Here is a 25,052-nt window from a genome sequence, read left to right on the forward strand (position 1 = left end):
GGTGCGATGCCTGTTGAGTGCAGGCAATAAGGGCCTCCGGCGGGCAGGCCTGAGGCCTGCACCCGATTGATTTCCGTGAACCACAATGGGCGTTCGCAGCTGCAGCACCGGCAGAAGTTGGGTGCAGGCCTCAGGCCTGCCGGCCGGAGGCCCTTAAACGTCTTGTTCGCCCCGGACTGTAAACTTCGCGAACGCCCGAATCTTCGTACAGATTGTAAACTTCGGGCCTAGTGCAGGTGGCCCGACGACGGGTAGATGGCCGACCGCAGCAGCGTCCGATCGAACGGCTTCCACGCGCCTTCGGGCTGCGCCAGCCGGTCGGCGATGGCGTAGAGCACTGCCGGATTGATGCCGAGCCCGCAGTGGCTGCCGTGCACTTCGATGTTGTCTGTGGTCGGGCTTTCGGGCTCGACGCAATTCTCCCACGGCACGACACCGTCGCCGCGTGTGTAGATTGCCGTCGATGGCACCGGCGGCGGCGTGCGGCTTTCGGCGAGATCGAACTGCATCCGCTTCGTGGCGATGCGGTTGCCGGTCACGCGCTCGTAAAGCTTGGCCACCGGGGAGGCGAGCGGATTGCCGGTGAACGGGCTGCCGAGCGTGATGACTTGGCGAACGGCGTGCGGCGCCGCGCGCGACAATTGCCGCGCCATGACGCCGCCAAGGCTCCAGCCGACCAGGCTGATAGTGAGACCGGTGCGGTCATGGATTTCATCGAGCCGCGCCGCCAGGTGGCGCCCGTCGACACCGATCGAGCGCGGGCCGAGGTTGCGCCCCAGATCCCAGGTGTGCGCGTCATAGCCCAGCCGCGTCAGGAAACGTCGCAGCACGCCGGTCGAGCGGTCGCTGGCGGTAAAGCCGGGGATGACCAGCACCGGATGGCCATCACCGTTCGGCGCATGCGCCAGCAGCGGTGCCGCTAGCGGCAATGCCGATAGTTCCGCCAAGGCGCGCGGCAACTCGGTCAGACTCAGCAACCGGTGCGGCGCCTTGATGTCTTCAATCGGACGGCTTGCCATCTTCACTCTTCTCCAACGGTCACGGCACTTGCCGGATACCTGTACAATGCACAGCGGGTAGGTTTGTTCCTCGCAGGAAGCCAAGGCGCGATACGTCGCAGCGGCTCAGGCGAGGTTGTCGAGCCCGAACAGCGACTGCTGTGCGCTGACCTGCGCGACGTCGTGGCTGAGTACGGCGATGTCGTGCAGCGTGCCGTCGCGCGACTTGACCTGCTCCTTGAGCAATGCCTCGCCGCGAAAGCCCAGACCTTCGAACACCGCAATGGCGCCGCGCTGGTCGATCGTCATCTGCACCGTCAGCTTGGTCAGCCCGCGCCCGATGCCTTCGACCAGCGCCTCCTGTGCCAGCGTCCGGCCGAGCCCGCGGTCGCGCATCTCGGTGGCGACCAGCACGCGGATTTCACCGACATGCGGCGACCATGACAATGCATCGGACACCACCGCGCAGCAGCCGACGACCTTGCCGTCGGCCACGGCGATGATGGTGCTGATCGTGCCTTCGGCGATTTCGGCCAGCCACGCCTTGATGACGCGCGGATGAGTGATGTCGCGGTTGATGAACAACAAATCGTGCTGTGGCAGCGCCTTGGCAAACGCCAGTACCGCGGTTTCGTCGGCGGGCAGGAAGCGCCGCAGTTCGACGGCAACGCCGCCGCAGTCAATTGTGCGCGGGTATTCGCGGCTCATAGCGAGCGCTCCTGCAACCATTGGTCGAGGCGCGGCCACAGCCGCTTCTGCGCATTGGCGCCAGCCACCAGGCTGACATGTCCACCCTTGAGAATGACTTCCTCCTTGTCGGTCGAACCGACCATCTTGACCAGTGGGCTCGACGCTTCATACGGCACGATATGGTCGTGCTCGGCGACGACATGCAGGAACGGTACCTTGATATTGCCAATATCGACCCGCCGGCCACCGACCTCGAGCGTGCGCTCGACCAGGCCGTTTTCCCACATCAGTTTTTTGGTGGTGTCGCGGAAATATTCGCCCGCGAGCGGCAGCGTGTCATTGCCCCAGCGTTCGAGCCGGCGATATGCCTTCACCGCCTCGTCGTTCCACATATTGTCCCACAGCCGGATGTTGCCGGCGATGCGCGACACCGGGCGCAGCATGTCGAACGAGGCGACGACGACTTCGGGCGGCACATTGCCCAATGAATCGACTAGCCGGTCGACATCGAACCAGCGCTTGTCCGAAAACGACGAGAATAACCCCATGCCGTGCCAGTTGATCGGCGTCGTGAAGCACACGAAATTGACCACCGGCCCGTCGGGGTTGAGCGCCATGTACATCGTCGACAGCACGCCGCCCATGCAATAAGCCGCGAGCGTGACATCAGTCTCGCCGCTGTCGGCCTGCACCTTCTCGATACAATCGGGAATGAAGTCGTTGACGTAGGTGTTGAGGTCGAGCGTCTTTTCGGCTGCCGTCGGGGGCGCCCAGTCGAGCATGTAGACGTCGTAGCCGCGCTTCAACAGGAACTCGACGAAGCTCTGCCCCGGCGCCAGGTCAAGGATATAGCCGCGGCTCGACGTCGCCATCACCAGCAGCACGGGGATGCGGTAGATTTCGTCGGCGAGCGGCCGGTAGTGATAGAGCAGCATCGTGCCGCGCGAATGGATCAGGTCGCGCTCGCAGGCGCCGACCACGGGTGCGGCGGAGCCGAAATATTCGAGGCCCTTGATGTTGCGCTGGATGGCGCGTTCCACCGTTGCGGTAACGCGCGCCGCAACACTTTCCTCAGTCGGTGCGCTGCTCATGACTTGACCGGCTTGCGGGTACGCGGCGGGCGCGGAATGGCCGGTCGCTCGGCGACCGGGCTGGCGCCGGTCAACTTGACCAGCAGCGCCTCGATCCGGTCGAGCCGTGCATCGACGTCGCGGATCTGCGTCGCCACCGTCAGCAATTCGTCGCGGCTCGGCAGGTTCATGCCGGTGAGCACCTTGCCGAAAATCTCGCTGAAATTGTTCTTTGCCTCAAGCGACATCGTCGTCATCTGGCTCATCGCGCGGCCGAATTCGTTGGTCGCCATGAGTTGCGTCATGGCTTCGTTCGACGTCTTCTCCCACTGCCCAAGCATGTCGCGCAGCATCGCCGCCGGATCGGGTAGTTTCGCGTCGCTCAACCGAGCCTCCCCTGCCTCCTTGATGGAGTGTTGCAGCAGACTGCACTGCGCCTTGCAGCTTGTCCACACCAGAAAGCAGCCGTTTCCGCCCCGAAATGCTTGGTTTGTTTGAATGCGGCGACTAGGTTGCGCGCCATGACCGCCCCCATCCTGTTTTTCGATTCCGGCGTCGGTGGCTTGTCGGTGCTGGCGCCGGTCGCGGCCGCACTGCCGACCGCGCCATTGGTCTATGTCGCCGACAATGCCGGCTTCCCGTACGGCACCAAGACCGAAGCCGAAATCAACGCGCGCGTGCCGGCACTGCTCGGGCGGCTGGTCGAACGCTACAAGCCGCAACTGGTGGTCATCGCCTGCAACACCGCCTCGACCATCGCGCTCGCGACGGTTCGCGCCGCGCTCGATCTGCCAGTGGTCGGCACCGTGCCCGCCATCAAGCCAGCCGCCGAAGCCTCGGTCACCCGCACCATCGGCGTGCTCGGCACGCAGGCCACGGTGCGCCAGCCCTATGTCGACCGCTTGTCGGCCGAGTTCGCCGCCGATTGCCGCGTGCTGCGTCACGGCAGTGCGGCACTGGTACAACTCGCCGAAGCCAAGCTGCGCGGCGAAGCCCCCGACCGCGCCGCCTTTGCCGCCGAACTCGCCGGGCTGCTCGATCAGCCCGGTGGCGACGCTGTCGATACCGTGGTGCTCGCCTGCACGCATTTCCCGCTGGTGGCCGATGAACTGGCCGCGGCGGCCCCGCGGCCATTGACGTTTGTCGATGGCGGTGCTGGCATCGCGCGGCGTGTCGTCACGCTGCTGAAGGCCGCTGAATGGCCTGCGACACGCTCGCCGGGCGTTGCGGTGTTCACGCGCGACGCGCCTGAAGTCGCGGCGCTGGCACCGGCACTGGCCCGCTACGGCCTTGAACGGACCGAGATCCTGTGAGCGGCCTGCAACGCCTCCGCATCGTCGCCATCCTGCTCGGCGGGTCGCTGATCATCGGCGAGGCCTATCGGTCATGGGGCGCCGGTCGCACGCCGACGGCGTGGCTCGACGATATGCTGATGGGGACGCTGCTGATCTGCGCGGCGATTGCAGTGGCGCGGGGCGGCTGGCAGCGCCGCGCACTGTTCACCGGCGCGTGGGGCGTCTGCGCCGGGATGCTCTACGGCAGCTTCTTCGGCAAGGTCTTCGCGCCGGCAGCAGAAAATCCCGGCAATTTTGCGTTGGGAACCTTGACGGCGCTGGTGGGTGTAGCGTTTGCAGTATCGGTGCTGGGGTTTGTCGCCAGCCTGTTCGTGGCGGACGTTGCGCCGCCGAATGATACCAAGTGACGATAATGCAGGACCACCACCTATGCCGATGACCGACGACCAGCTGCGCGACACGATGAATGCCCGGATGTCGCCTTCGGCGCGCTTGCTCGGCATGAACATTCTCGAAGTCGACTCAAAGGCCGGGCGCGTGCTGATGACCTTCGAACCACGCCCCGAGTTCTGCAACCCGATGGGCAGCGTCCAGGGCGGCTTCGTCACGGCGATGCTCGATGACGCCGCGGCCTATGCGGCGATCATCCACTCGGGCGAGCGCATCGCGGTGCCGACCATCGAGCTCAAGGTCAGCTTCTTCGGCCCGGCGCGCGCCGGCAAGCCGTTGCGCGTCGAAGGCCGCTGCATCAAGCTCGGCAAGCGCGTTGCCTTCATGGAAGCCGATATGTTCGACGAAAACGGCAAGGTGCTGGCGCGCCTCAGCACCAGCGCCAGCCCGATGCGCATGGGCGAGGCCAATCTGGTCCCGCCGACCGCCACCCCGACCGGCGGCACAGGAGAAGCCCAATGACCCACACCCCCGCCGAACCCGAAGTCCTGACCCGCCGCGAAGGCCGCGCGCTGTTCATCACGCTCAATCGTCCCGCCGCGCTCAACGCGCTCAACAAGGCGATGTGCGATATCATTCAGGCCGCGCTGTATGACAGCATTGGCGATGCCAACGTCAGCGTCGTCGTCATCGACGGCGCCGGCGACCGGGCGTTCTGCGCGGGTGGCGATGTCGTCGGGCTCTATCATCTGGGCCGCGCCGGCAGCCCCGATTTCGAAAAATTCTTCTACGACGAATACCGCATGAACCAGACAGTCGCGGTCTATCCCGACGACTATGTCGCGCTGCTCGACGGCGTCACCATGGGCGGCGGCGTCGGCCTGTCGATCCACGGCCGCTACCGCGTCGCCACCGAGCGCACGCTGTTCGCGATGCCTGAAACCGGCATTGGCCTGATCCCCGATGTTGGCGGCACGCATGCCCTGGCGCGGCTGCCGGGGTTCATCGGTACCTGGCTGGCGCTGACCGGCGCGCGGCTTAAAGGCGCCGACTGCGTCTATGCTGGCATCGCGACGCATTACATCCCGTCCGACCGCCTGCCGCTGCTGCGCGAATTGTTAGCCAAGGGTGAGGAGCCTGTCGACCAAATCCTCGCGACGCTCGATGCACCGGCCGGCGAAACCACGCTCGAAGCGCTGCGCGACGCGATCGACTATCACTTCGCCCACGACAGCGTCGAAGCCATCATGGAGTCGCTGGCGGGCGGTGACGACTGGGCGCTGGCGCAACACGCAATCATTGCCAAGATGTCGCCGACGTCGTGCAAGCTCAGCCTCGCGGGCCTGCGCATGGGCCGCCACGCCTCGATCGAAGAAGCGCTGCAGAACGAATACCGCATGGTCTGCGCCATCAAGCACCAGCACGACTTCTTCGAAGGCGTCCGCGCCCAGCTCGTCGACAAGGACAAATCGCCGAAATGGTCGCCGGCGACGCTCGCCGAAGTCGATGACGCACTGGTCGAAAGCTATTTGCGCGAACCCGATGGCGGCGACCTGCGCTTCGATTGAACCGGGGTCGTGAGGCCGACGGTCTGAAAAGGCGCCGGTTGACGTACGTCGACGTTGTGTATTATTCTAACAACACACAACGTCGAGGTTCGTCATGCTTTTGGAAGACTCACTCATCCCGCTTGCGGTTTTCGCATCGATCGTCGGCATCGTCTGGATGCTCGTTGCCGGCACTGTCCGCATCATGACCATGCGTACTTTGCGTGAAACCGCGCGCACCAGTCCCGAAAGCCTTGGCACCGTCGCGGCGCGGCTAGGCGCGCCCGCAACCGGCGTCCGCAGCGAAACCATCGGCTTGCTCGGCATGGCGATGGGCGCTGCACTCGCTGTCGCGGGGCTGATTGGCGATCCGGCGTCGCGGACCTTGCTGATCCAGACGGCGCTGCTGCCGGGCTTCATGGGCGCAGCGCTGTTCGCGCAGCGCTGGCTGCCGCGCAAATCGACGCCGCCGCTCCAGCTCCCCGAAGCCTGAATTCCGGCGGCAATTGCGCGCAGCGCGAATTGACCGTCGCGCTTTGCCGATTGGCGCGCTAGTCTCCTGCAAAATTTGGGGAGATCAATATGACTGACACCAACCGCCGCTGGCTGCTCGCGTCGCGCCCTGTCGGCGCCGTCAAGGACAGCGACTTCACGCTCGACAGCGGCCCCGTGCCGCAGCCCGGCGACGGCGAATTCCTCGTCCGCGTCACGCATCTGTCGTTCGACCCGACGCAGCGCGGCTGGCTCGGCGGCGATACCTATCTGCCCGCGGTCAAGATTGGCGATCCCGTCCGCGCCGGCGCCATCGGCCAGGTCATCGCCTCGAATCACCCGAAGTTCAAAGTCGGCCAACTCGTGCAGGGCACCTTCGGCTGGCAGGAATATGTCGTGTCGAACGGCATGACCGAAACCGGGCCGGTCGCGGTCGTGCATGCCGGCGTGACGCCCGAACAGGCACTCGGCGTGTTCGGCATCACCGGGCTGACGGCGTATTTTGGCCTCACCGACCTCGGCAAGCCGCAGCCCGGCGACACCGTACTGGTGTCGGGCGCCGCCGGCGCCACCGGTTCGGTGGTGGTGCAGGTTGCCAAGGCGCTGGGGTGCAAGGTCATCGGCATCGCCGGCGGCGCGTCGAAATGCGCCTTTGTCACCGATGTCGCAGGGGCGGATGCCTGCATCGACTACCGCGAAGGCAATGTCGCGCGCCGCATCAAGGAACTGGCGCCCAAGGGCGTCAACATAGTGTTTGAGAACGTCGGCGGAGAAATCCTCGATGCCGCGCTCGCCAACCTCGCGATGCGCGCCCGCATCATCCTGTGCGGCGGCATTTCGTCGTACAACGACACCAGCGACAATCGGTCGGCTGGCCTGCTCAATTATATGAACATCACCGTGATGCGTGCGACGATGACCGGTTTCATCGTGCTCGATTATGCACCGCGCTTTGCCGAAGGCGTGCAGGCGCTGGCGACGATGATGGCGCAGGGCAAGCTCAAGACCATCGAGGATGTCCAGCACGGCTTCGAAAACTGCCCGGTCACGCTGCGCCGGTTGTTCGAGGGCAAGAATGTCGGCAAGCAATTGTTGCAGCTAACCGAACTGCCGCTGCCGCGCGTCTAGGCGACAAGACGGACGCGATTGGGGAACAAGACATGACCATCGATTTTGCCGGCAAGATTGCAGTGATCACCGGCGGCGGCACCGGCATGGGGCGGGAACTGGCGCGCCAGCTGGTCGCCGAAGGCTGCAGCGTCGCGATGTGTGATGTCTCGGCCGACAACATGGCCGAAACGCGCCGCCTGTGCCTCGAATCGGCGCCACAGGGCACACAGGTCGATTGCTATGTCGCTGATGTCTCGATCGAGGATCAGATGATGGCCTGGGCCGATGTCGTGCGCAAAACGTTCGACACCGATCGCATCCACTTGCTGTTCAACAACGCCGGGGTGGCGGGCGGCGGCAGCTTTGTCGCGGGTGATCGCGCCAGCTGGGAACGCACCTTCAACATCTGCTTCTACGGCGTCGTTCACGGCGTCCGCGCCTTCCTGCCGTTGCTGATGAACGCCGAGCGCGGCCATATCGTCAACACGTCGAGCGTCAACGGCTTCTACGCCTCGATCGGCCCCGAAACCTCGCACACCGCCTATGCGGCGGCGAAGTTTGCGGTGAAGGGCTTTACCGAATCGCTGATTACCGATCTGCGGCTCAACGCGCCGCACATCAGCGCGGCGGTCGTCATGCCCGGCCATATCGGCACTGAGATCGCCGGCAATTCAATGGCGATCAACCCCGGTACGCGCGACTTCCGCACGATGCTGTCGCGGCAGGGGCTCGACACCGCGAGCATGGACGATGCGCAGCTCGCGATGGTCGTCAACGCCGGTTTCCGCGATTCGGCGCCAACCAGCGCCGCGCAGGCCGCCACCATCATCCTCGATGCCGTCAAGGCGGGGCAATGGCGCATCCTTGTCGGCGATGACGCGCGCATTCTCGATGAAATGGTGCGCGCCGATCCCGAAGGCGCCTATGCGCCAGCGTTCCACGAGCGCTGGGTCGCCACCCGCAGCGCCTGACGCGGCCTGCGGCCACACTCGACAAATCCCCCCGGGTGTGGCTAGACACGCCGCCGTATGACCAGTCCCGAAAAACCCGATTATCGCAACAGCGTCTTCCTGCCGCGCACCGACTTTCCGATGAAAGCCGGCCTGCCCGAAAAGGAGCCGGCAATCCTGGCGCGCTGGCAGGCTGAGAACCTGTATCAGGCGCTGCGCGACAGCCGCCGCGGCAAGGAGAAGTTTATTCTCCACGACGGCCCGCCCTACGCCAATGGCGACATGCACATCGGCCACGCGCTCAACCACATCCTCAAGGACACCGTCTGCCGCACGCAATCGTCGCTCGGCAAAGACGCGCCGTATGTGCCGGGCTGGGACTGCCACGGCCTGCCGATCGAATGGAAGGTCGAGGAAAAGTACCGCGCGCAGGGCAAGAACAAGGACGAGGTCGACCCGGTCGTCTTCCGCGCCGAATGCCGCGCCTATGCGCAGGGCTGGGTCAACGCCCAGCGCGAGCAATTGAAGCGCCTCGGCATCAACGGCGACTGGGACAACCCCTATCTAACGATGGACTTCGAAGCCGAAGCCACCATCGTCGCCGAACTGCTCAAATTCGCCACCACCGGCCAGCTGTACCGCGGCTCAAAGCCGGTGATGTGGTCGCCGGTCGAAAAGACCGCCTTGGCCGAGGCCGAGGTTGAATATGAGGACATCACCTCGACGCAGATCGATGTGGCATTTGAGATTGTCGAGTCGCCGATCCCTCAACTGGTCGGCGCGAAGGCGGTCATCTGGACGACAACGCCGTGGACGATTCCGGTCAACCAGGCGCTCGCCTATGGGCCGGACATCGACTATGTTTTGGTCGAGGTGCTATCCTATGGTCAATGGCTGGATGTCGCCGCGCTCGAACGCGGTGACCCAGAGACCATGGCGGCGCGTCCGGAACCGTGCGGCGTCGGGCCGTTCCTGATTGCCGAAAAACTCATGGACCGATTGTCCATCTACGTGTCCGAATTGGTCGACGCGACGACTCAACTTTTTGTTGCTGGAGGTTGCAAGGGCTCCGCACTCGCTGGCACTATCGCGCGCCACCCGATGCACGCCCTCGGCGGCTTTTTCGCGCGCCCGCGCCCGTTCCTCGCCGGCGATTTCGTCACCACCGAAACCGGCACCGGGCTCGTCCACATGGCGCCCGACCACGGCGAGGACGACTTCCTGCTGTGCAAGGCCAACGGCATCGACCCGGTGTTCGCGGTCGAGGGTGACGGCAAATATCGCGCCGACTGGCTGTGGCTTGGCGGGCAGGGCAATGTCATCGCGCCGAAATTGAACGCCCCCGACGGCCCAATCTGCAGCGACCTGCGCGAAGCCGGCGCGCTGCTGGCGGCCAGCGCCGATTACCAGCACAGCTACCCGCATTCGTGGCGTTCGAAGAAGAAGGTCATTTTCCGCTGTACGCCGCAGTGGTTCATTCCGATGGACAAGCGCTCGACGTCGGAAAACCGCTGGGAAGGCGAGGGCGGGCTGGTCGCCGACGAACATGACAAGCCGATGCTCGAAGGGCTGACTTTGCGCGAAACTGCGCTAACCGCCATCGCCAACACGCGCTGGGTCCCCGAAAAGGGCGAAAACCGCATCCGCGCGATGGTCGAAGGCCGCCCTGACTGGGTGATCTCGCGCCAGCGCGCTTGGGGCGTGCCGATCACGCTGTTCGTCAACCGCAAGACCGGCGCCTATCTGCAGGACCCCGGCGTCAACGCGCGCATCGTCGCCGCAGTGCGCGAAAAGGGCGTCGATGTGTGGAGCGCAGATACCGCGCAAGACCTGCTCGGCCCGCACTACGACCTCGCCGACTACGAACGCCAGACCGACATTCTGGACGTCTGGTTCGACAGCGGCTGCACGCATGCCTTCGTGCTCGAATCGGGGCGCTGGCCCGACTTGAGCTGGCCCGCCGACCTCTATCTCGAAGGCTCCGACCAGCATCGCGGCTGGTTCCAGTCGTCGCTGATGGAAAGCTGCGGGACGCGCGGCCGCGCGCCCTACAAGGCAGTGCTGACACACGGCATGACGCTCGACAGCAAGGGCTACAAGCAGTCGAAGTCGGTCGGCAACACCACTGATCCGATCAAGCTGATGCAGACCAGCGGTGCCGATATCATCCGGCTGTGGGCGCTGACCTCGGACTTTACCGAAGACCATCGCATCGGCGACGAGATCCTCAAGGGCGTCGCCGACCAGTACCGCAAGCTGCGCAACACCTTCCGCTATCTGCTTGGCGCGCTCGACGGCTGGGATGAAAGCGAACGTTTGGCCGTAGCCGACATGCCCGAGCTCGAACGCTGGGTGCTTCACCGTGTCGCCGAAATCGATGCGCAGCTGCGCCAGAACATCGCCGATTTCGATTTCAACGCCTATATCGCGGCGGTCTCGACGTTCGTGAACAATGACCTGTCGGCGTTCTACTTCGATATCCGCAAGGACAGCCTGTATTGCGACGCGCCGACAGCGCTCAAGCGCCGCGCCGCGCGCACCGTGCTCGACTTGCTGTTCGACGCGCTGACCAAGTGGCTGGCGCCGGTGCTGGTATTCACCGCCGAGGAAGTCTGGCTGACGCGCTATCCGGATGCGGCCAGCGTCCACCTCGAAACCTTCGCAGCCGTCGGTGACGACTGGCTTGACGGGTCGGTGTCGCACAAGTGGAACCGGCTGCGCGAACTGCGTCTGCTTGCCACCAACGCGATCGAGCCGATGCGCCGCGAAAAGCTTGTCGGGTCGAGCAACCAGGTGGCGCTGACCTTTGCCGCCGCCAGCGCCGAGGACCGCGCGCTGGTCGCCGGCGTGGATTTCGCCGAAATCTGCATCGTCGCTACCGTCGCTGTCGAAACCGCTGCCGAAGGTGTCAGCGTCACTGCCGCGCCGACCGATTTGCCGCGTTGTGATCGCTGCTGGCGTCACCTGCCCGTCACCGCGGATACAGGCCTGTGTGGGCGCTGCGCCGAGGTTGTGGCGTGAAAGCCTTTGGCTACTCGGTTGCCGCGGTCGTCTTCGTTCTCGACCAGCTCAGCAAATATTGGGTGACCTATGTGCTCGATCTGCGGACACTGGGCAGCGTGGAATTGCTGCCGGTTTTCAACCTGACCTGGGTCGAAAATACCGGCGTCTCGACCGGGCTGTTCCGCGCCGAAACCGACAAGATGCGCTGGCTGCTGGTCGCTGCGACCTTGGCAATCGCGCTTGCAGTGGCGGTGTGGATCGCACGCGAGAAGAACCGCTGGGACGTTTTCGCGCTCGGGCTGGTACTCGGCGGCGCGCTCGGCAACATCGTCGACCGCGCGCGCTACGGCTATGTCGTCGATTTTTTCCACGCCTATTGGCGCGACCATCATTTTTACGTCTTCAATGTCGCGGATGCCGCTATAAGCTGCGGTGTGATGGTGCTGCTGGCACGTGCGCTGTGGGCGCGCGACGCGCAGCCGGTCAAGGAGTAGAGTGATGCGCCTGGGTTCGAACAAGTTTGTGGTGGTTTCGGTTGTCGCGCTCGCCGCGCTGGGCGTTACGGGCTGCAAGAAGACCAGCTACAAGAACAGCAACTCGCCCGACGAGTTCGCGATCAGCCGCAACGCGCCGTTGGTCGTGCCGCCCGATTTCGCACTCGTCCCGCCCAAGCCCGGCGCCCCGCGCGCGCTCGGTGCCGATTCGCAGACGCAGGCCGTCGAAGCGCTATTCGGCCCCGGTGCCAAACCGCCGCCGAAGTCGGCGAGCGAACAGCAGCTGCTTGACAAGGCCGGCGCTACCAAGCCCGACCCTTCGGCGCGTTCAACCGCCGGTGACGCCACCAACGCGGCGATGGTCGACAAGGGCGCATTCGTCCAGGAACTGCTCGCCGCCCGCCCCGGTAGCACCAACGCCGCTGTCGCGAGCGTTTCGACGGGCGGCTAAGAGCCTCCGGCGGGCAGGGACTTGTCCCTGCACCCTGAAGTTTGCGGGGAGCACCATCGAGCCGCGCGGTTCCTGCTGGGCTGTCACAAGCAAAAGGGTGCAGGGACAAGTCCCTGCCCGCCGGAGGCCCTTCAACGGCCTACTTGAATAGCGACCCCAACAACCCGCGCAGCAACTGCCCGCCGACCTTGCCGCCAAGCTGGCGGCCGACTGACGTTGCCGCCGACCGCGCCGCCGACTCCATCATTTTTTCGGTCATCGATTTGGGCGCGTTGCGTGCGGCGCGTTCGGCGGCGGCTTCGGCGCGGATGCGCGCGGCTTCCTGTGCTGCCGCCTGCTTTTGCGCAAACGCTTCGGCCTTGGCGGCGGCTGCAGCGGCCTTGGCTTCGGCGTCAGCGGTTTTTGCTGCGGTCGCGGCTTCGGCGCTTTCGGCGGCCTTGGCGGTGAGCAGTTCGTACGCGCTTTCGCGGTCGACGACTTCCTCATACTTGCCGGCGACGCCCGAGGTGTCGATCATTACCTTGCGTTCAGCCGGCGTGATCGGCCCGACCCGCGAGCGTGGCGGCGCGATCAGCGTGCGTTCGACGGGCGAGGGGGCGCCGTCATCCATCAGCAGCGACACCAGCGCCTCGCCAACCTTAAGTTCGGTTATCGCGGTCTCGACGTTGAGCTTGGGGTTGGTGCGGAAGGTGGTGGCGGCCGCCTTGATCGCCTTCTGGTCGCGCGGCGTGAAGGCGCGCAGCGCGTGCTGGACGCGGTTGCCGAGCTGGCCGGCGACGTTTTCGGGAATGTCGATCGGGTTCTGCGAGATGAAGTAGACGCCGACACCCTTCGAGCGCACCAGCCGCACGACCTGCTCGATCTTGTCGAGCAGTGCCTTGGGCGCCTCGTCGAACAACAGATGCGCCTCGTCAAAGAAGAACACCAGCTTCGGCTTGGGCGGGTCGCCGACTTCGGGTAGCGTCGTAAACAGTTCGTTGAGCAGCCAGAGCAGGAAGGTTGCATAGAGGCGCGGCGACTGCATCAGCTTGTCGGCGGCGAGGATGTTGACCTGCCCGCGACCATTGTCATCGACCGCGATGAAATCGGCAATATCGAGTGCCGGCTCACCGAAGAAGTTGGCACCGCCCTGCGATTCGAGCTGCAGCAACTGGCGCTGGATGGTGCCGACGCTGGCCTTGGTGACATTGCCGTATTTCGACGCGAGCTCGCCGGCGTTGTCGGCGCAGTAACTCAGCATCGCCTGCAAGTCCTTGAGGTCGAGCAGCATCAACCCCTGTTCGTCGGCGTAGCGGAACGCCACCGACAGCACGCCTTCCTGCGTTTCGTTGAGCCCCATCAACCGCGCCAGCAACAGCGGTCCCATTTCCGAAATCGTCGTCCGCACCGGGTGGCCCTGCTGGCCAAATAGGTCCCAGAACACCACGGGGTTGTCGGCAAAAGCAAAGCCCTCGATGCCGAGTTCCGCGGCGCGCTTGCTTGTCCATGCCGCTTCCGGCGAGCCCATCATCGCCATGCCGGCAATGTCGCCCTTCACGTCGGCAAGGAACACCGGCACGCCTTCGCGGCTGAAACCTTCGGCCAATGTCTGCAGCGTCACTGTCTTGCCTGTGCCGGTGGCGCCGGCAATCAGCCCGTGGCGGTTGGCGCGGCGCAGCACTAGCGCCTGCGGATGTTCTTCGCCCTTACCGATGAAAATACTGTCGGCCATGTTGTTCTGCCCTGCCAGGTTGAGCTGTCAGCGTTAGGGCGTTCGGCGCGGTGCTTCAACAGCTTTGGCGCCGGTCGCGGCAGCTCCGCAGGTGATGTATGGTTTGGCTCAAATAGTCTTAGCGTCGATGTTAAGGATTTGCTAGAAAGTCATGTCGCCCGTGGCGCGGTGCTGCCGGCTTTGACAGGGGAAGGGTTCAAAATGGCCAATTCATCTTATCTGCGCCTTGGCTTCGTCGGTGCGCTGCTGCTCGCCGGTTCGACGATGGCACTCGCAGACGGCACCAATATCAAGGGAGTGATTACCTCGCGCGACGGCGCCAACATGACCGTCACCGGTCAGGACGGCACCAAGACGGTCATCACCATCACCGATACGACCAACGTCCAGCAGGTCGAAGGATCGCTTGGCGTTCGCAAGGACAGTGAACCCGCAACGGCGCTCATCGACGGTCTGCCGGTCAGTGTCGATGTCGTGCAGAATGGCACCGAGACCGATGCAACGGCCGTCAAGTTCAAGGCCAGCGACCTCAAGACCGCGCAGATGGTTCAGGCCGGGGTTGCGCAGGAAGACGCCAAGCTGCAGAGCCAGGTCAGCGCCAACGCTGCCAACGAAGCCGACCTGCGTAACCACGTCGCCAACATGGACAACTACACCAGCGTGGCCGACACCACGGTGCTGTTCGCCGTCAACAGCACCGCGCTCAGCCCGGCTGCGAAGAGCGCGCTGCAAGCGATCTCGGCCAAGGCGAAGGCGACCAATGGCTATCTGGTTTCGGTTCAGGGCTTCACCGATTCGTCGGGCAACGCTGCCTATAACCAGAAGCTCAGCGATGAGCGTGCCGCTGCCGTGACCGCCTATCTGCTACAGATCGGCAACATCAAGCCTTACCGCATGCTGTCGCCTGCCGCGATGAGCCAGTCGAACCCGGTGGGCTCGAATGAAACGGCGTCTGGCAAGGCTGAAAACCGCCGTGTTACGGTGAACGTGCTGGTGAGCAAGGGCTTGCAGGGGCTGTGAGGCGCAGCGCGGCCGCGCCGAAGGTAAAATTTGCGTAGCGAATTTTCACTTCGGCGCGGACTCGCGCCAGCCCGGACGGCGGGGCAGCGGCTTTCGAGCCGCTGAACCCGCCCGACGGCCCGGCTTTGCCGGGCTCTTTTTTTGTCTGCCTGCTTCTTGGCTGCGTTCCCGTCGGTGCACCGCAAGCGCGGGCTTAGCCCGCGCCGGTCGTGGCGCGACGTTCAAACGTTGAGAAGGCCAGAAAGCAAGCAAGTGCCAGGCGCAGCCGTGCCGTCGGACGGGTTCAGCGGCTCGAAAGCCGCTGCCCCGCCGTCCGGGCTTGCCCGAGTCTCAAAGTAGCGGAAAATCGCTGCGCAATTTGTCCGCTATTTTGTGCCGGGATGCGCCTTACTTCGCGGAGGATTTCGGCGCCATTAATTTCACGCCAATATACCGCGCCGGATTCGGCCCACGCTGCACCAGCAGCAACACCGTATCCCGACCGGCCTTGCGTGCATCGTCGACCGCTGCGGCCGCTTCAGCCGGCGTGTTGACCGGCCGCTGGTTGATCTGAACGATCAGGTCGCCGCGCTGCAGCCCGTTGGCCGCGGCGTCACTTGACGGGTTGAGCCCGGCGATGACGACGCCCTTGGCGGTTTCGGGCAGCTTGAGCTGGCGGCGCGTGTCGGGCGTCAGCGCCTGCAGCGAAATGCCGAGGCTCTGGCGTGCGGCTTCGGCGCCAGGTGCCGGCTTGTCCTTGCTATCGGCATCTTCACCAACGGCAGGGGTGCCGGTAATCACGGCTTCGCTCGGGCGCTTGGTCAGTGTGGCGTTGACGGTCATGGTCTTGCCGTCGCGGATCAACTCGACCGGCACCGTTGCGCCGATCGGCGTATTAGCGACAATAAAGCTCAACGTGTTGTCGAAGGTGACCGGTTGGTTGGCGACCTTGACGATGACGTCGCCCTGCTTGATGCCGGCGCGCGCGGCGGGGCCGCTGGGTTCGACCGAAGCGACGATTTCGCCGCGATCCTTGGGCAGGCCGAGGCTGGCGGCAATATCGGGCGAAACCGGCTGGATGCCGACACCGAGATAGCCGCGCGTTACTGCGCCGGTAGTCCGCAACTGCTGGATAACCGGTGCTGCGAGTTCGGCGGGAATGGCAAAGCCCAGCCCGACGTTGCCGCCGGTCGGCGAGAAGATCGCGGTGTTGATGCCGATGACCTTGCCATCGAGGTCGAACAGCGGACCGCCCGAATTACCTTGGTTGATCGACGCGTCGGTCTGGATGTAGCGGTCGTACTGGCCCGAACCGATGTTGCGGTGCAGTGCAGACACGATACCCGCGGTCACCGTGCCGCCGAGCCCGAACGGGTTGCCGATGGCAATCGCCCAGTCGCCGACGCGCGTGTCGGCGCTGTTGCCGAAGCTGACATAGGGCAGGTCCTTGGCGTCGATCTTGAGCAGCGCCAGATCCGACAGCGCGTCGCGACCGACGACCTTCGCGGTGAATTCGCGTCGGTCGGCGAGCGTCACGGTGATCGAATCGACAACAGTCTTGGGCTCGCCGTTGCGGGGGTCGCCGCCCGAAATGACATGGTTGTTGGTGACGATATAGCCATCGGGCGAGATGATGAAGCCTGAGCCCAGCGACGTCGCCTCGCGCGTGACGGCCTCGCCATCGGCACCCTGCTGTTCCTGGAAGCGCTTGAACAGTTCATCGAGCGGCGTGCCCGGCGTCAGCTTGGGCATCTTGCCGACTTCGACCTTCTGCGTCGTCGACACATTGACGACGGTCGGCGTCAGCCGCGCGGTCAAGTCGGCAAAGCTGCGCGGTGCGCCGCCGGGGCCGGTGGTCGCAGGGGCGCCGGCGCTGACCGGCGGCTGGGTGGCCACAACGGGTGCAGCGGCAGGCGCCTGCGCGTGTGCAACACTCCCCAGGATCAGAAATGCTGGAATCAGGCTCCGGACAATCCGCACGTGGTTCAACTCCTAAAATTCGCTCGCTCTAAAGTCGGCACCCGCGACGGAAATCATCGCGGGTGCCTGCTGTTCCTAATCACGCCAAGATGAACAATTGCTGTCTTGGCAGTTCATATGTCAACGCGCGGTCTTGCGGCCTTCAAACTCGCGCAGGAACTCGTTGCCCGTCGATAGAACGACGGTGGCGTTGTTGTTGTTGAACGTCGTCCGATACGCCTGCATGGCGCGGTAGAAGGCGTAGAAGTCGGGATCCTTGCCGAAGCTTTCAGCGTAGATGCGCGCAGCGTTGGCGTCGGCTTCGGCGCGGACCAGTTGCGCTTGCTTGTTGCCCTGGGCACGGATGGTCAGCGCTTCCTGTGCACGCTGCGACCGCATGCGGGTGAACGCCGAATCGAGCGGGGCGCCGGTCGGCAGATCGGCGCGCTTGATGCGTACGTCGACGATTTCGGCGCCGTACTGCTTGGCCAGCTTGTTCACGCTGCTCTGGATATCATCCATCATCTGCGAGCGTTCGGGGCTCAGCAGCGCCGCGAACGGCTGCTTGCCAAGTTCGTTGCGCAGCCGCGACGCCAGAATCCGCGACAGCGCCTCGGCTACGCGCTCTTCGCTGCCGACGGTTTCATACATGCGCTGCGGGTTGGTGATGCGGAAGCGTGCGAAGGCGTCGACGACCAGCCGGAGCTGATCGGTCGACAGCACTGTCTGCTCGGGCATGTCGAGGTCGAGCACGCGCTTGTCGATAAACACGACGTTTTCGATGAACGGCACCTTGAGCGCGAGGCCGGCACCACCGCTGCCGAACGGCGCCTTGGCGTTATAGGTGTTGAGGATGCGTTCGGGCTTGCCGAGGCGCAGCACCAGCGCCTGCGAGGTCTCGGGCACGGTGAACAGCGAAGACGCAAGTACGAAGCCGCCGATTACAGCGGCAACAGCATAAGGCACCGGATTGCGGAGAATGTTCATCTTACTTCGCCTTCTCAGCTTCTGGTGCAGCCGCGGCGGAGCGCGCTGCCCGGCGCTGGACTTCAGACAGCGGCAGATAGGTCTGGACACTGCCCGGTTCGATGACCGTCATGTCGGTCTTGCCGAGCACGTCTTCCATCGTTTCCAGATACATGCGCTTTCGCGTGACTTCGGGTGCCAACTTGTACTGGGCATACACAGCATCGAACGCCGCGGTCGCACCCTGCGCCACCGCCAGCAACTGCTGCGCATAGCCGCGTGACTGGTTGAGCGCCTGTTGTGCGTCCTGCTGCGCTGCCGACACATCCTTGAACGCTTCGTCGACCGCAGCGGGCGGATCGGCCTGCTTGATGTCGACACCGCGGATTTCGATGCCGCCGCGGTAGCTGTCGAGCATCTCCTGCATACGTTCACGCACCTGCTCGGCAATCTGCGCGCGCTGCGGGCCGATCGCGTCATTTAGCCGTGCCTTGCCGATTTCGGAACGCATCGCCGATTCGGCGGTTTCGCGAATTGTCTGCTCGGGCTGCGCGAGCTCGAACAGGTAAAGTTCGGGGTTCTTGATCTTCCAGCGCACCGCATAGGCGATGTCGATGATGTTCTGGTCGCCGGTCAACATCAGGTTCTCGGCCGCGCCATCGGAAGCGCCGATGTCGACCGAATTGACTTGTTCGACCTTGGGCTTGAGCACGGTGTCGATCGGTGCCGGCAGCTTGAAATGGAAGCCGGGGCCGACAGTTTCGACATATTTGCCAAAGCGCATGACGACACCGCGTTCCTGCGCGTTGATACGGAATGTCGAGGTCATGGCTATCCACAGCAGCGCGATACCGGCGACGCCATAGGCTGCGACGCGGCCGGGATTGATATTGCTCCCACCGCCGCCACTGCCACCACCGCCTGGAATGGCGTCGCGCAGCTTGTCCTGCGTGCGGCGCAGGAAAGCTTCGATGTCGTTACCAGGCCCGCCGGTGCCGCCGGGACCACCGCCACGCTGTGGCACCGGGCGCTTGGGCGGCGCGTCACCCCAGGGGTTTTTCGGCCCTTCGCCTTCGGGGCGCTTGGACCCGCTGCCGTCACTATTGTCCTGCCAGGGCATCTGCATCCTTTGGAGTTCATGTCGCCCTGCCGGGCGCACTTGCATGCATGTTCAAGGGCTATATACGAAGCCTCCGCGCCGATTGCGAGGGATGCGGCGAAATCGTCGCACCTGTTGTTGCCCGCGGCGCCGTTTGTTTGCCGGCGTTGGACCGAAACTGGAGTTTTATCATGGATTTGCGCGAGCGCGCGACCGAGGCGTTGACCGTCATCGCCGACCCGCTGGGCGGCGGCAATATCGTCGCCACCGCGCGTGCGGCAGGCATCGTCGTGCGCGATGACGGTAAAGGCGGCTCGACCATCGGCCTGGTGCTCGGGCTCGATGGGCTTGCGAACGCCGATGCCGAGCGCCTGCGCGCCGAAATCGAGGTGGCCTTGCATCGTCTGCCCGACGTCAGCGAAGTGCGAATTATCCTGACCGCCGAAAAGGGTAATGCCCCTACTGGTGCGGCGGCGACCACGACCGGCACGGTGCCCGGCATCCGTCGCATCGTGGCGGTCGCCAGCGGCAAGGGCGGCGTCGGCAAGTCGACCGTTGCTGCCAATCTCGCGGTGGCGCTCGCGCGCCAGGGCCTCGCCGTCGGGCTGCTCGATGCCGATATTTACGGCCCATCGGTGGCGACGCTGTTCGGCATCACGGCGCGTGCGCAACTGGTTGAAAAGCGTATCCAGCCAGTCAGCGCGCACGGCATCAAGCTATTGTCGATGGCGATGATGACCGATCCCGGCAAGGCGATCATCTGGCGCGGCCCGATGGCGTCATCGGCGATGATGCAGATGGTCGAACAGGCTGACTGGGGCGTGCTCGACGTGCTGGTCATTGATCTGCCGCCCGGCACCGGCGATATCCAGTTGACGATGGCGCAAAAGCTCAAGCCCGACGGCGCGATCATCGTCTCGACGCCGCAGGACCTTGCGTTGATCGACGCGCGCCGCGCCATCGCGATGTTTGGACAGGTCAATGTGCCGGTGATCGGCATTGTCGAGAACATGAGCTACTTCCTGTGCCCCAAATGCGGCGCGCAGAGCGACATCTTCGGCCACGGCGGCGCCGAAACCGCCGCCTCCGAAATGGGCGTGCATTTCCTTGGGGCGATCCCGCTGCACGCCAGTATCCGCGCCGCTTCGGACGCTGGCACGCCGCCCGCTGCCGGTGATAGCCCGCAGGCCGAAGCGTTCACCCACCTCGCGACGGAAGTCGCGGCGCAACTGGTCTAAGCCGATGCCGCTGACTTCAGATGCCGATATCCGGGCGTTGCTCGAAGACGCGCGTACCATCGCACTGGTGGGCGCGTCGAACCGCCCCGAACGCGACAGTCACGAGGTGATGGGCGTGCTGCTCGACTGGGGCTACCGGGTGATTCCGGTCAATCCCAACCTCGCCGGCAAGACCATCCACGGCGTGCGTGTGGTTGCCGATATCGCAGGCATCGAGGAGCGCATCGACATCGTCGATATCTTCCGCCGTTCGGAGGAGGTGCCGGCAATCGTAAACGACGCCATCGCGGCCGGCGCGCGCGCCATCTGGATGCAGCTTGGCGTCATCAACGCCCCCGCCGCTGCCCACGCCGAAGCCGCCGGCTTGAAGGTCGTGATGAACCGGTGCCCCAAAATCGACCTGCCGCGCCTGCACGTCGCGCGCCTGAAATAGCCGGGTGCAGGGCCAAGGCCCTGCCTCTATCTGTTCAGCGCCTCGCGCCGCACCGCCGACAGCGCCGCAATCCCCGCGCCTAGCCGCCGCGCAACTTCAGCGTGCAAGGCAGGGGTGGCGGCCACCAGCCCGTGAACGGTCGGGCTGGCGCGGTTGAACGCCAGCGCGGCGCCGTTGCGGTCGCTGACGGTGCCGCCGGCTTCGGTGAGCAACAGTGCTGCGGCGGCGATGTCCCATTCGGAAATGCTGCGGCCTTCAAGGAAGGCATCGGCCTCGCCACTGGCGACCTTGGCGATGCGTAGCGCGAGGCTGTTGGGTTTTTCGACTGCGACGGCATCCCAAGGCTCGGGCCAGAACGGCGCCGTGAGCCCTTGGGGGTCGATCGGCATCGACAGGCCGGCGAGCGCGCTGCGTCCCGATACGGCCATCGGGGCGTTGTTTAGCGTCGCGCCGGCGCCCCGCGTGGCGACGAACAATTGGCCGCGGATGGGCGCGGCAAGCGCTCCGAGCACTGCGACACCGTCCTCGACGAGCGCAATCGAAACCGCCCAACCGCTGCGGCCGCGCAGGAAGTCGCGCGTGCCGTCAATTGGGTCGACCACCCAGACACGGCGTCGATCACGGCGGGCGGCGTCGTCTGCGGTTTCTTCGGACAGCCAACCATAGTCGGGGCGGGCTTCGATCAGCCGGCGCTTGAGGAAGCTGTCGACGGCGATATCGGCGTCGGACACGGGGTTGCCGGGCGACTTGTCCCAGCTGCGGACGTTGCGGTCGAACAGGCTGGCGGCAAGTTCGCCGGCGGTGCGTGCCGCGTCGACGAGCAACGCGCGGTCGGCAGCTTGGGTGTCAGGCACCGGCCAGCGTCATGCCGTCGATACGCAAGGTCGGGACATTGGTTGCGTAGCGGAATTCGAGGTCATCGGCTGGGACAATGGCGCGGAACATGTCCTTCAGATTGCCGGCGATGGTGACTTCGGCGACCGGCACGGTGAGTTCGCCGTTTTCAATCAGGAAGCCGCTGGCGCCGCGGCTATAGTCGCCAGTCAGCCCGTTGACGCCCATGCCGATCATTTCGGTGACATAGAGCCCGTATTTGATCGAGCCGATCATGTCAGCGCGGCTGGTGGTGCCCGCCGCCATGTGGAGGTTGCTGGTACCGGCGCCCGGCGGGCCCGACACGCCGCGCGCGGCATGGCCAGTGGGGGCAAGGCCAAGCTGGCGTGCCGAAGCCGATTCCATCAGCCAGCCCGTGAGGATGCCGTCGTCGATGATCGCACGCTCGGCGGTCGGCAGGCCCTCGCCGTCGAACGGCTTCGAGCGCAGCCCGCGCAGCCGGTGCGGCTGGTCGATGATACGGATTCCCGGCGCGAACACCTGGGTGCCCAGTGCATCGAGCAGGAAGCTCGTCTTGCGTGCGATAGCGCCGCCGGTGATTGCGCCGATCAGCGCCGACAGCATGCCACCACCAACGCGCGGGTCGAACACCACCGGCAGCGACTGGGTATCGAGCTTGATCGGGTTGAGGCGCCGCACCGCGCGCGTGCCGGCGCGCAGCCCGATGCTTTCTGGAGTTTCGAGATCGGTCGCGTAGCGGCTGCTGTGATAGGCATAGTCGCGCTGCATGCCGGTGCCTTCGCCGGCGATTACGCTGGCGGACACGCCGTAGCTGGTGCCGTGATAGCCGCGCGCAAAGCCCGTCGACGTGGCGAGCGCCATGACCGCGCGCCCCGAGCTGGCCGAGCCGCCTTCGCTGTTGGTGACGCCGGCAACTGCGCGTGCCGCATCTTCGGCGGCAAGCGCCATGTCCTTGAGCGTTTCGGCGGAGATTTCGCCGCCGTCGTCGATATCGAGATCGCGCGGGGTGTCGCGCATCAGCAGTTCGGCGGGCGCCAGTCCGGCATAGGCGTCTTCGGGGGCCTCGCGCGCCATCGCGACAGCGCGTTCGACAGCTTCCTGGAGCGCTTCGACCGACAGGTCCGAACTCGAAACGCTGGCCGAACGCTGGCCAACGAACACCCGCAACCCGACCTCTTCGCCTTCGGAGCGGCCGATATCTTCGAGCACGCCCATGCGCACGCCGATGCCGGTCGAGCCGTCGCCAACATAGATGGCATCGGCGCTGTCGGCGCCAAGCCGTTTGGCGGCGGCGAGTGAATGGGTCAGGCGGTCAAGCGCGGCATCAACGGTAAGCATGCTGCAGACTTAGGCACTCGGACGCGGTGGCGCTACCCCCGGCGTGCGCGTCGACCCTAGAATCCGAAGCTGTCGAGGTCGGGATGGTCATCGGGGCGGCGACCAAGCGGCCATAGGAATTTGCGGTCGGCCGCTGCAATCGGTGCCTCGTTGATGCTGGCAATGCGGCGCGTCATCAGCCCGTCGGGCGCGAACGCCCAATTCTCGTTGCCATAAGCGCGGAACCACTGGCCACTATCGTCATGAAATTCATAGGCAAAGCGCACCGCGATGCGATTGCCCTGGTGCGCCCACAGTGATTTGATCAGCCGGTAGTCATGTTCACGCGCCCATTTGCGCGTCAGCAGCGCGACGATTTCAGCGTGGCCACTGACGAACTCGGCACGGTTGCGCCACTGGCAATCGGCCGAATAGGCCTGAACGACGCGCGCCGGGTCGCGGCTATTCCAGCCATCTTCGGCGAGCCGGACCTTATCGGCTGCGCTGGCATCGGTGAACGGCGGGAACGGCGGACGCGTCATGGCAGATCTCCAAGAATAGAGCCCCCGGCGGGCAGGGCTGAGCGCTGCACCCGATTTTTGGGTGCAGGGGCGAGCCCCTGCCCGCCGGCGGCTCTTAAAGCGTCAGGCGGCGAGCGCTTCGACGACAGGGAAGTCGATTTCAGTGCCGAGCACTTCGTTGACATAGTTGGTCAGCGTGTTGAGCGCGACGTGCGCAATAATTTCGACGATTTCGGCATCGCTGTAGCCGGCGTCGCGCACCGCCTGGACTTCGCCGCCGGCGACGGCGCCGCGGCGGCGGGCGATTGTTGTAGCGAAATTGACCGCGACCGCAGCACGGGCGTCGGTCGAGCTGCCGTTGCGATTGGCAACGATCTCGGTCGAGTCGAGCTTGGCGAGATTCTTGCCGAGGTAGCTATGCGCGGCGAGGCAATAGCCGCATTCGTTGATTTCGGCGACCGCAAGGGCAATGCGTTCGCGCGTTGCGGCGGGCAACTTGCCCTTGGCCAGCGCGCCGCTGAGCGACAGATAGCCTTCGAGCGCGGCGGGGCTGTTCGATACGATGCGGAACAGGTTGGGGACGCTGCCGAGCTGCTTGTTGACGGCATCGAGCAGCGGGCGCGACGCTTCGGGTGCAGCGGCAGTGTCGGCGGGGGTAGGGATGCGTGACATGGTGGTTGTCCTTCCTGGGTGCCGGGCCAAGGGGCAGGATCGCCGCCCGGTCCGATTGTTATGAAACTTGTTCAGATTGATGATAATTGGTCAATTTTGTAATATAATATTCCATATAATGGAATAATGACGACGCGCTATTTGTTGGCGTCGAACGTCCCGGCCTTGATCGCGATCGGCTTGGCGGTCGGGTAGAACTGGGTAAAGGTCGTATCGACGGCACCGTGCTGCTGGTGGCAAGAATAGCAGCTGGCCTTGGCCGGCAGCACCTTGGCGGGCTTGTCGCCGGTGTTGACGAAGAACCCCCAGCCGCCGGGGAAGCGCTTGCTGTCGCGGACATGGACTTCCAGGTCAAAGCGCTGATCGGTCTGGAAGATGCCCGACTTGTTGATCGAACCGTGGCTTGAACCGACGCGGCCTTCCTTGACGAACACCGTGCCGTCGGGCCAACGCCCGGTCGCCTTGAACGCCTGCCATGATGTCGGGTCGACAAAGACATTGTCGACCATTTCATGGTCCATGCCCGACGGCGTGTCGCTGTAGTTCATGTTGACCCCGGACGTCAGGAATACCCAGTCGCGGTAGTCAAGCGGTGCAACAAGTTCGCCGGCCGCGGTGTAGCGTGCCGCCGGCAGCGCGGTGGCGCTGTGGCCATCGGCGCTGATGAACAGTGTGGCGCTGGCCAGCAGCACGGCGGGCACGAGGAATACGGCCTTGGCAAAGCCAGTCGGGGCGAGATGCATGATTTTCTCCATGAGGCGGGGTTACGCGGCAAGCGCTGCCGCGACGTTG

26 protein-coding genes are annotated in these 25,052 nt (G+C 64.8%); 13 read left to right on the forward strand and 13 right to left on the reverse strand.

All coding sequences use genetic code 11. The annotated features are described in order from the left end of the window. Positions 1-227: 227 nt before the first annotated feature. The 4 genes from EUV02_RS01090 to EUV02_RS01105 form a co-directional block, all read right to left on the reverse strand. On the reverse strand, positions 228-1,019 hold the full coding sequence (locus EUV02_RS01090; protein WP_135244384.1) for a lipase family alpha/beta hydrolase: 792 nt from the start codon (positions 1,017-1,019) through the stop codon (positions 228-230). Between the two features lie 105 nt (positions 1,020-1,124). Next, complete coding sequence (locus EUV02_RS01095; protein ID WP_135244385.1) at positions 1,125-1,706, reverse strand: GNAT family N-acetyltransferase; 582 nt, start codon at positions 1,704-1,706, stop codon at positions 1,125-1,127. Beyond that, positions 1,703-2,779 carry an alpha/beta fold hydrolase gene (locus tag EUV02_RS01100; protein ID WP_135244386.1) on the reverse strand — a complete coding sequence of 359 codons (1,077 nt, stop codon included), beginning with the start codon at positions 2,777-2,779 and terminating at the stop codon, positions 1,703-1,705. The genes EUV02_RS01095 and EUV02_RS01100 overlap by 4 nt, the downstream gene beginning before the upstream one ends. Next, positions 2,776-3,144 carry a poly(R)-hydroxyalkanoic acid synthase subunit PhaE gene (locus EUV02_RS01105; RefSeq protein WP_135244387.1) on the reverse strand — a complete coding sequence of 123 codons (369 nt, stop codon included), beginning with the start codon at positions 3,142-3,144 and terminating at the stop codon, positions 2,776-2,778. The genes EUV02_RS01100 and EUV02_RS01105 overlap by 4 nt, the downstream gene beginning before the upstream one ends. Positions 3,145-3,279: 135 nt before the next feature. On the opposite strand from EUV02_RS01105, the gene murI reads away from it, so the two are divergent. From murI to EUV02_RS01155, 10 genes are all read left to right on the forward strand, one after another. Then, positions 3,280-4,071 (forward strand): glutamate racemase, encoded by a 792-nt coding sequence (murI, locus tag EUV02_RS01110; protein ID WP_135244388.1) that lies wholly within the window; start codon positions 3,280-3,282, stop codon positions 4,069-4,071. Continuing rightward, positions 4,068-4,460, forward strand: coding sequence for a hypothetical protein (locus EUV02_RS01115; RefSeq protein WP_135244389.1), 393 nt, complete (start codon positions 4,068-4,070; stop codon positions 4,458-4,460). Before murI ends, EUV02_RS01115 begins: the two co-directional genes overlap by 4 nt. Before the next feature lie 22 nt (positions 4,461-4,482). Beyond that, the gene (locus EUV02_RS01120; RefSeq protein ID WP_135244390.1) at positions 4,483-4,965 is read left to right on the forward strand and encodes a PaaI family thioesterase; all 483 of its coding nucleotides are present in this window, start codon (positions 4,483-4,485) and stop codon (positions 4,963-4,965) included. Next, positions 4,962-6,011, forward strand: coding sequence for an enoyl-CoA hydratase/isomerase family protein (locus EUV02_RS01125; protein WP_135244391.1), 1,050 nt, complete (start codon positions 4,962-4,964; stop codon positions 6,009-6,011). Before EUV02_RS01120 ends, EUV02_RS01125 begins: the two co-directional genes overlap by 4 nt. Before the next feature lie 94 nt (positions 6,012-6,105). Then, positions 6,106-6,483, forward strand: a complete 378-nt coding sequence (locus EUV02_RS01130; protein WP_135244392.1) for a hypothetical protein — start codon at positions 6,106-6,108, stop codon at positions 6,481-6,483. An 89-nt stretch (positions 6,484-6,572) separates the two neighbouring features. Continuing rightward, positions 6,573-7,610, forward strand: coding sequence for an NADP-dependent oxidoreductase (locus EUV02_RS01135; protein WP_135244393.1), 1,038 nt, complete (start codon positions 6,573-6,575; stop codon positions 7,608-7,610). 32 nt (positions 7,611-7,642) lie between these two features. Further along, a complete protein-coding gene (locus EUV02_RS01140) occupies positions 7,643-8,563 on the forward strand; it encodes an SDR family NAD(P)-dependent oxidoreductase (protein WP_135244394.1) in 921 nt (306 codons plus the stop codon). Between the two features lie 57 nt (positions 8,564-8,620). Then, positions 8,621-11,563 (forward strand): isoleucine--tRNA ligase, encoded by a 2,943-nt coding sequence (gene ileS / locus EUV02_RS01145; protein WP_135244395.1) that lies wholly within the window; start codon positions 8,621-8,623, stop codon positions 11,561-11,563. Next, a complete protein-coding gene (lspA, locus tag EUV02_RS01150; RefSeq protein WP_243445727.1) occupies positions 11,560-12,039 on the forward strand; it encodes a signal peptidase II in 480 nt (159 codons plus the stop codon). Before ileS ends, lspA begins: the two co-directional genes overlap by 4 nt. A 4-nt stretch (positions 12,040-12,043) precedes the next feature. Continuing rightward, complete coding sequence (locus EUV02_RS01155) at positions 12,044-12,490, forward strand: DUF3035 domain-containing protein (RefSeq protein ID WP_135244396.1); 447 nt, start codon at positions 12,044-12,046, stop codon at positions 12,488-12,490. 139 nt (positions 12,491-12,629) lie between these two features. On the opposite strand, the gene EUV02_RS01160 is transcribed toward EUV02_RS01155, so the two are convergent. Beyond that, positions 12,630-14,201, reverse strand: a complete 1,572-nt coding sequence (locus tag EUV02_RS01160) for a helicase HerA-like domain-containing protein (RefSeq protein WP_135244397.1) — start codon at positions 14,199-14,201, stop codon at positions 12,630-12,632. Positions 14,202-14,402: 201 nt separating this feature from the next. Between EUV02_RS01160 and EUV02_RS01165 the strand changes: the two genes are divergently transcribed. Next, positions 14,403-15,221 (forward strand): OmpA family protein, encoded by an 819-nt coding sequence (locus EUV02_RS01165; protein WP_166430449.1) that lies wholly within the window; start codon positions 14,403-14,405, stop codon positions 15,219-15,221. A 387-nt stretch (positions 15,222-15,608) separates the two neighbouring features. Here the strand turns inward: EUV02_RS01165 and EUV02_RS01170 are convergent, their stop codons facing one another. From EUV02_RS01170 to hflK, 3 genes are all read right to left on the reverse strand, one after another. Beyond that, a complete protein-coding gene (locus EUV02_RS01170; protein ID WP_424022165.1) occupies positions 15,609-17,180 on the reverse strand; it encodes a Do family serine endopeptidase in 1,572 nt (523 codons plus the stop codon). A gap of 120 nt (positions 17,181-17,300) precedes the next feature. Next, a complete protein-coding gene (hflC, locus tag EUV02_RS01175; protein WP_135244399.1) occupies positions 17,301-18,146 on the reverse strand; it encodes a protease modulator HflC in 846 nt (281 codons plus the stop codon). A gap of 1 nt (position 18,147) precedes the next feature. Beyond that, positions 18,148-19,251: an FtsH protease activity modulator HflK gene (gene hflK, locus EUV02_RS01180; RefSeq protein WP_243445729.1), complete on the reverse strand. Its 1,104-nt coding sequence runs from the start codon at positions 19,249-19,251 to the stop codon at positions 18,148-18,150. A gap of 164 nt (positions 19,252-19,415) precedes the next feature. Between hflK and EUV02_RS01185 the strand changes: the two genes are divergently transcribed. Together EUV02_RS01185 and EUV02_RS01190 are read left to right on the forward strand one after the other, a co-directional pair. Next, entirely contained in the window at positions 19,416-20,462 is a 1,047-nt protein-coding gene (locus tag EUV02_RS01185; protein ID WP_135244400.1) for an Mrp/NBP35 family ATP-binding protein, read from the forward strand. 4 nt (positions 20,463-20,466) lie between these two features. After that, entirely contained in the window at positions 20,467-20,895 is a 429-nt protein-coding gene (locus EUV02_RS01190; protein ID WP_135244401.1) for a CoA-binding protein, read from the forward strand. 26 nt (positions 20,896-20,921) lie between these two features. On the opposite strand, the gene EUV02_RS01195 is transcribed toward EUV02_RS01190, so the two are convergent. The 5 genes from EUV02_RS01195 to EUV02_RS01215 form a co-directional block, all read right to left on the reverse strand. Next, a complete protein-coding gene (locus EUV02_RS01195) occupies positions 20,922-21,749 on the reverse strand; it encodes an inositol monophosphatase family protein (RefSeq protein ID WP_135244402.1) in 828 nt (275 codons plus the stop codon). After that, positions 21,742-23,088 carry a TldD/PmbA family protein gene (locus tag EUV02_RS01200; RefSeq protein ID WP_135244403.1) on the reverse strand — a complete coding sequence of 449 codons (1,347 nt, stop codon included), beginning with the start codon at positions 23,086-23,088 and terminating at the stop codon, positions 21,742-21,744. The genes EUV02_RS01195 and EUV02_RS01200 overlap by 8 nt, the downstream gene beginning before the upstream one ends. A 56-nt stretch (positions 23,089-23,144) precedes the next feature. Then, entirely contained in the window at positions 23,145-23,609 is a 465-nt protein-coding gene (locus tag EUV02_RS01205; RefSeq protein ID WP_135244404.1) for a nuclear transport factor 2 family protein, read from the reverse strand. Between the two features lie 102 nt (positions 23,610-23,711). Beyond that, positions 23,712-24,260, reverse strand: coding sequence for a carboxymuconolactone decarboxylase family protein (locus EUV02_RS01210; protein WP_135244405.1), 549 nt, complete (start codon positions 24,258-24,260; stop codon positions 23,712-23,714). Between the two features lie 137 nt (positions 24,261-24,397). Beyond that, positions 24,398-25,003, reverse strand: coding sequence for a cytochrome P460 family protein (locus EUV02_RS01215; protein ID WP_135244406.1), 606 nt, complete (start codon positions 25,001-25,003; stop codon positions 24,398-24,400). Between the last annotated feature and the right edge of the window lie 49 nt (positions 25,004-25,052).

This window comes from Glacieibacterium arshaanense, assembly GCF_004681125.1.
Taxonomy (GTDB): Bacteria; Pseudomonadota; Alphaproteobacteria; order Sphingomonadales; family Sphingomonadaceae; genus Polymorphobacter_A; species Polymorphobacter_A arshaanense.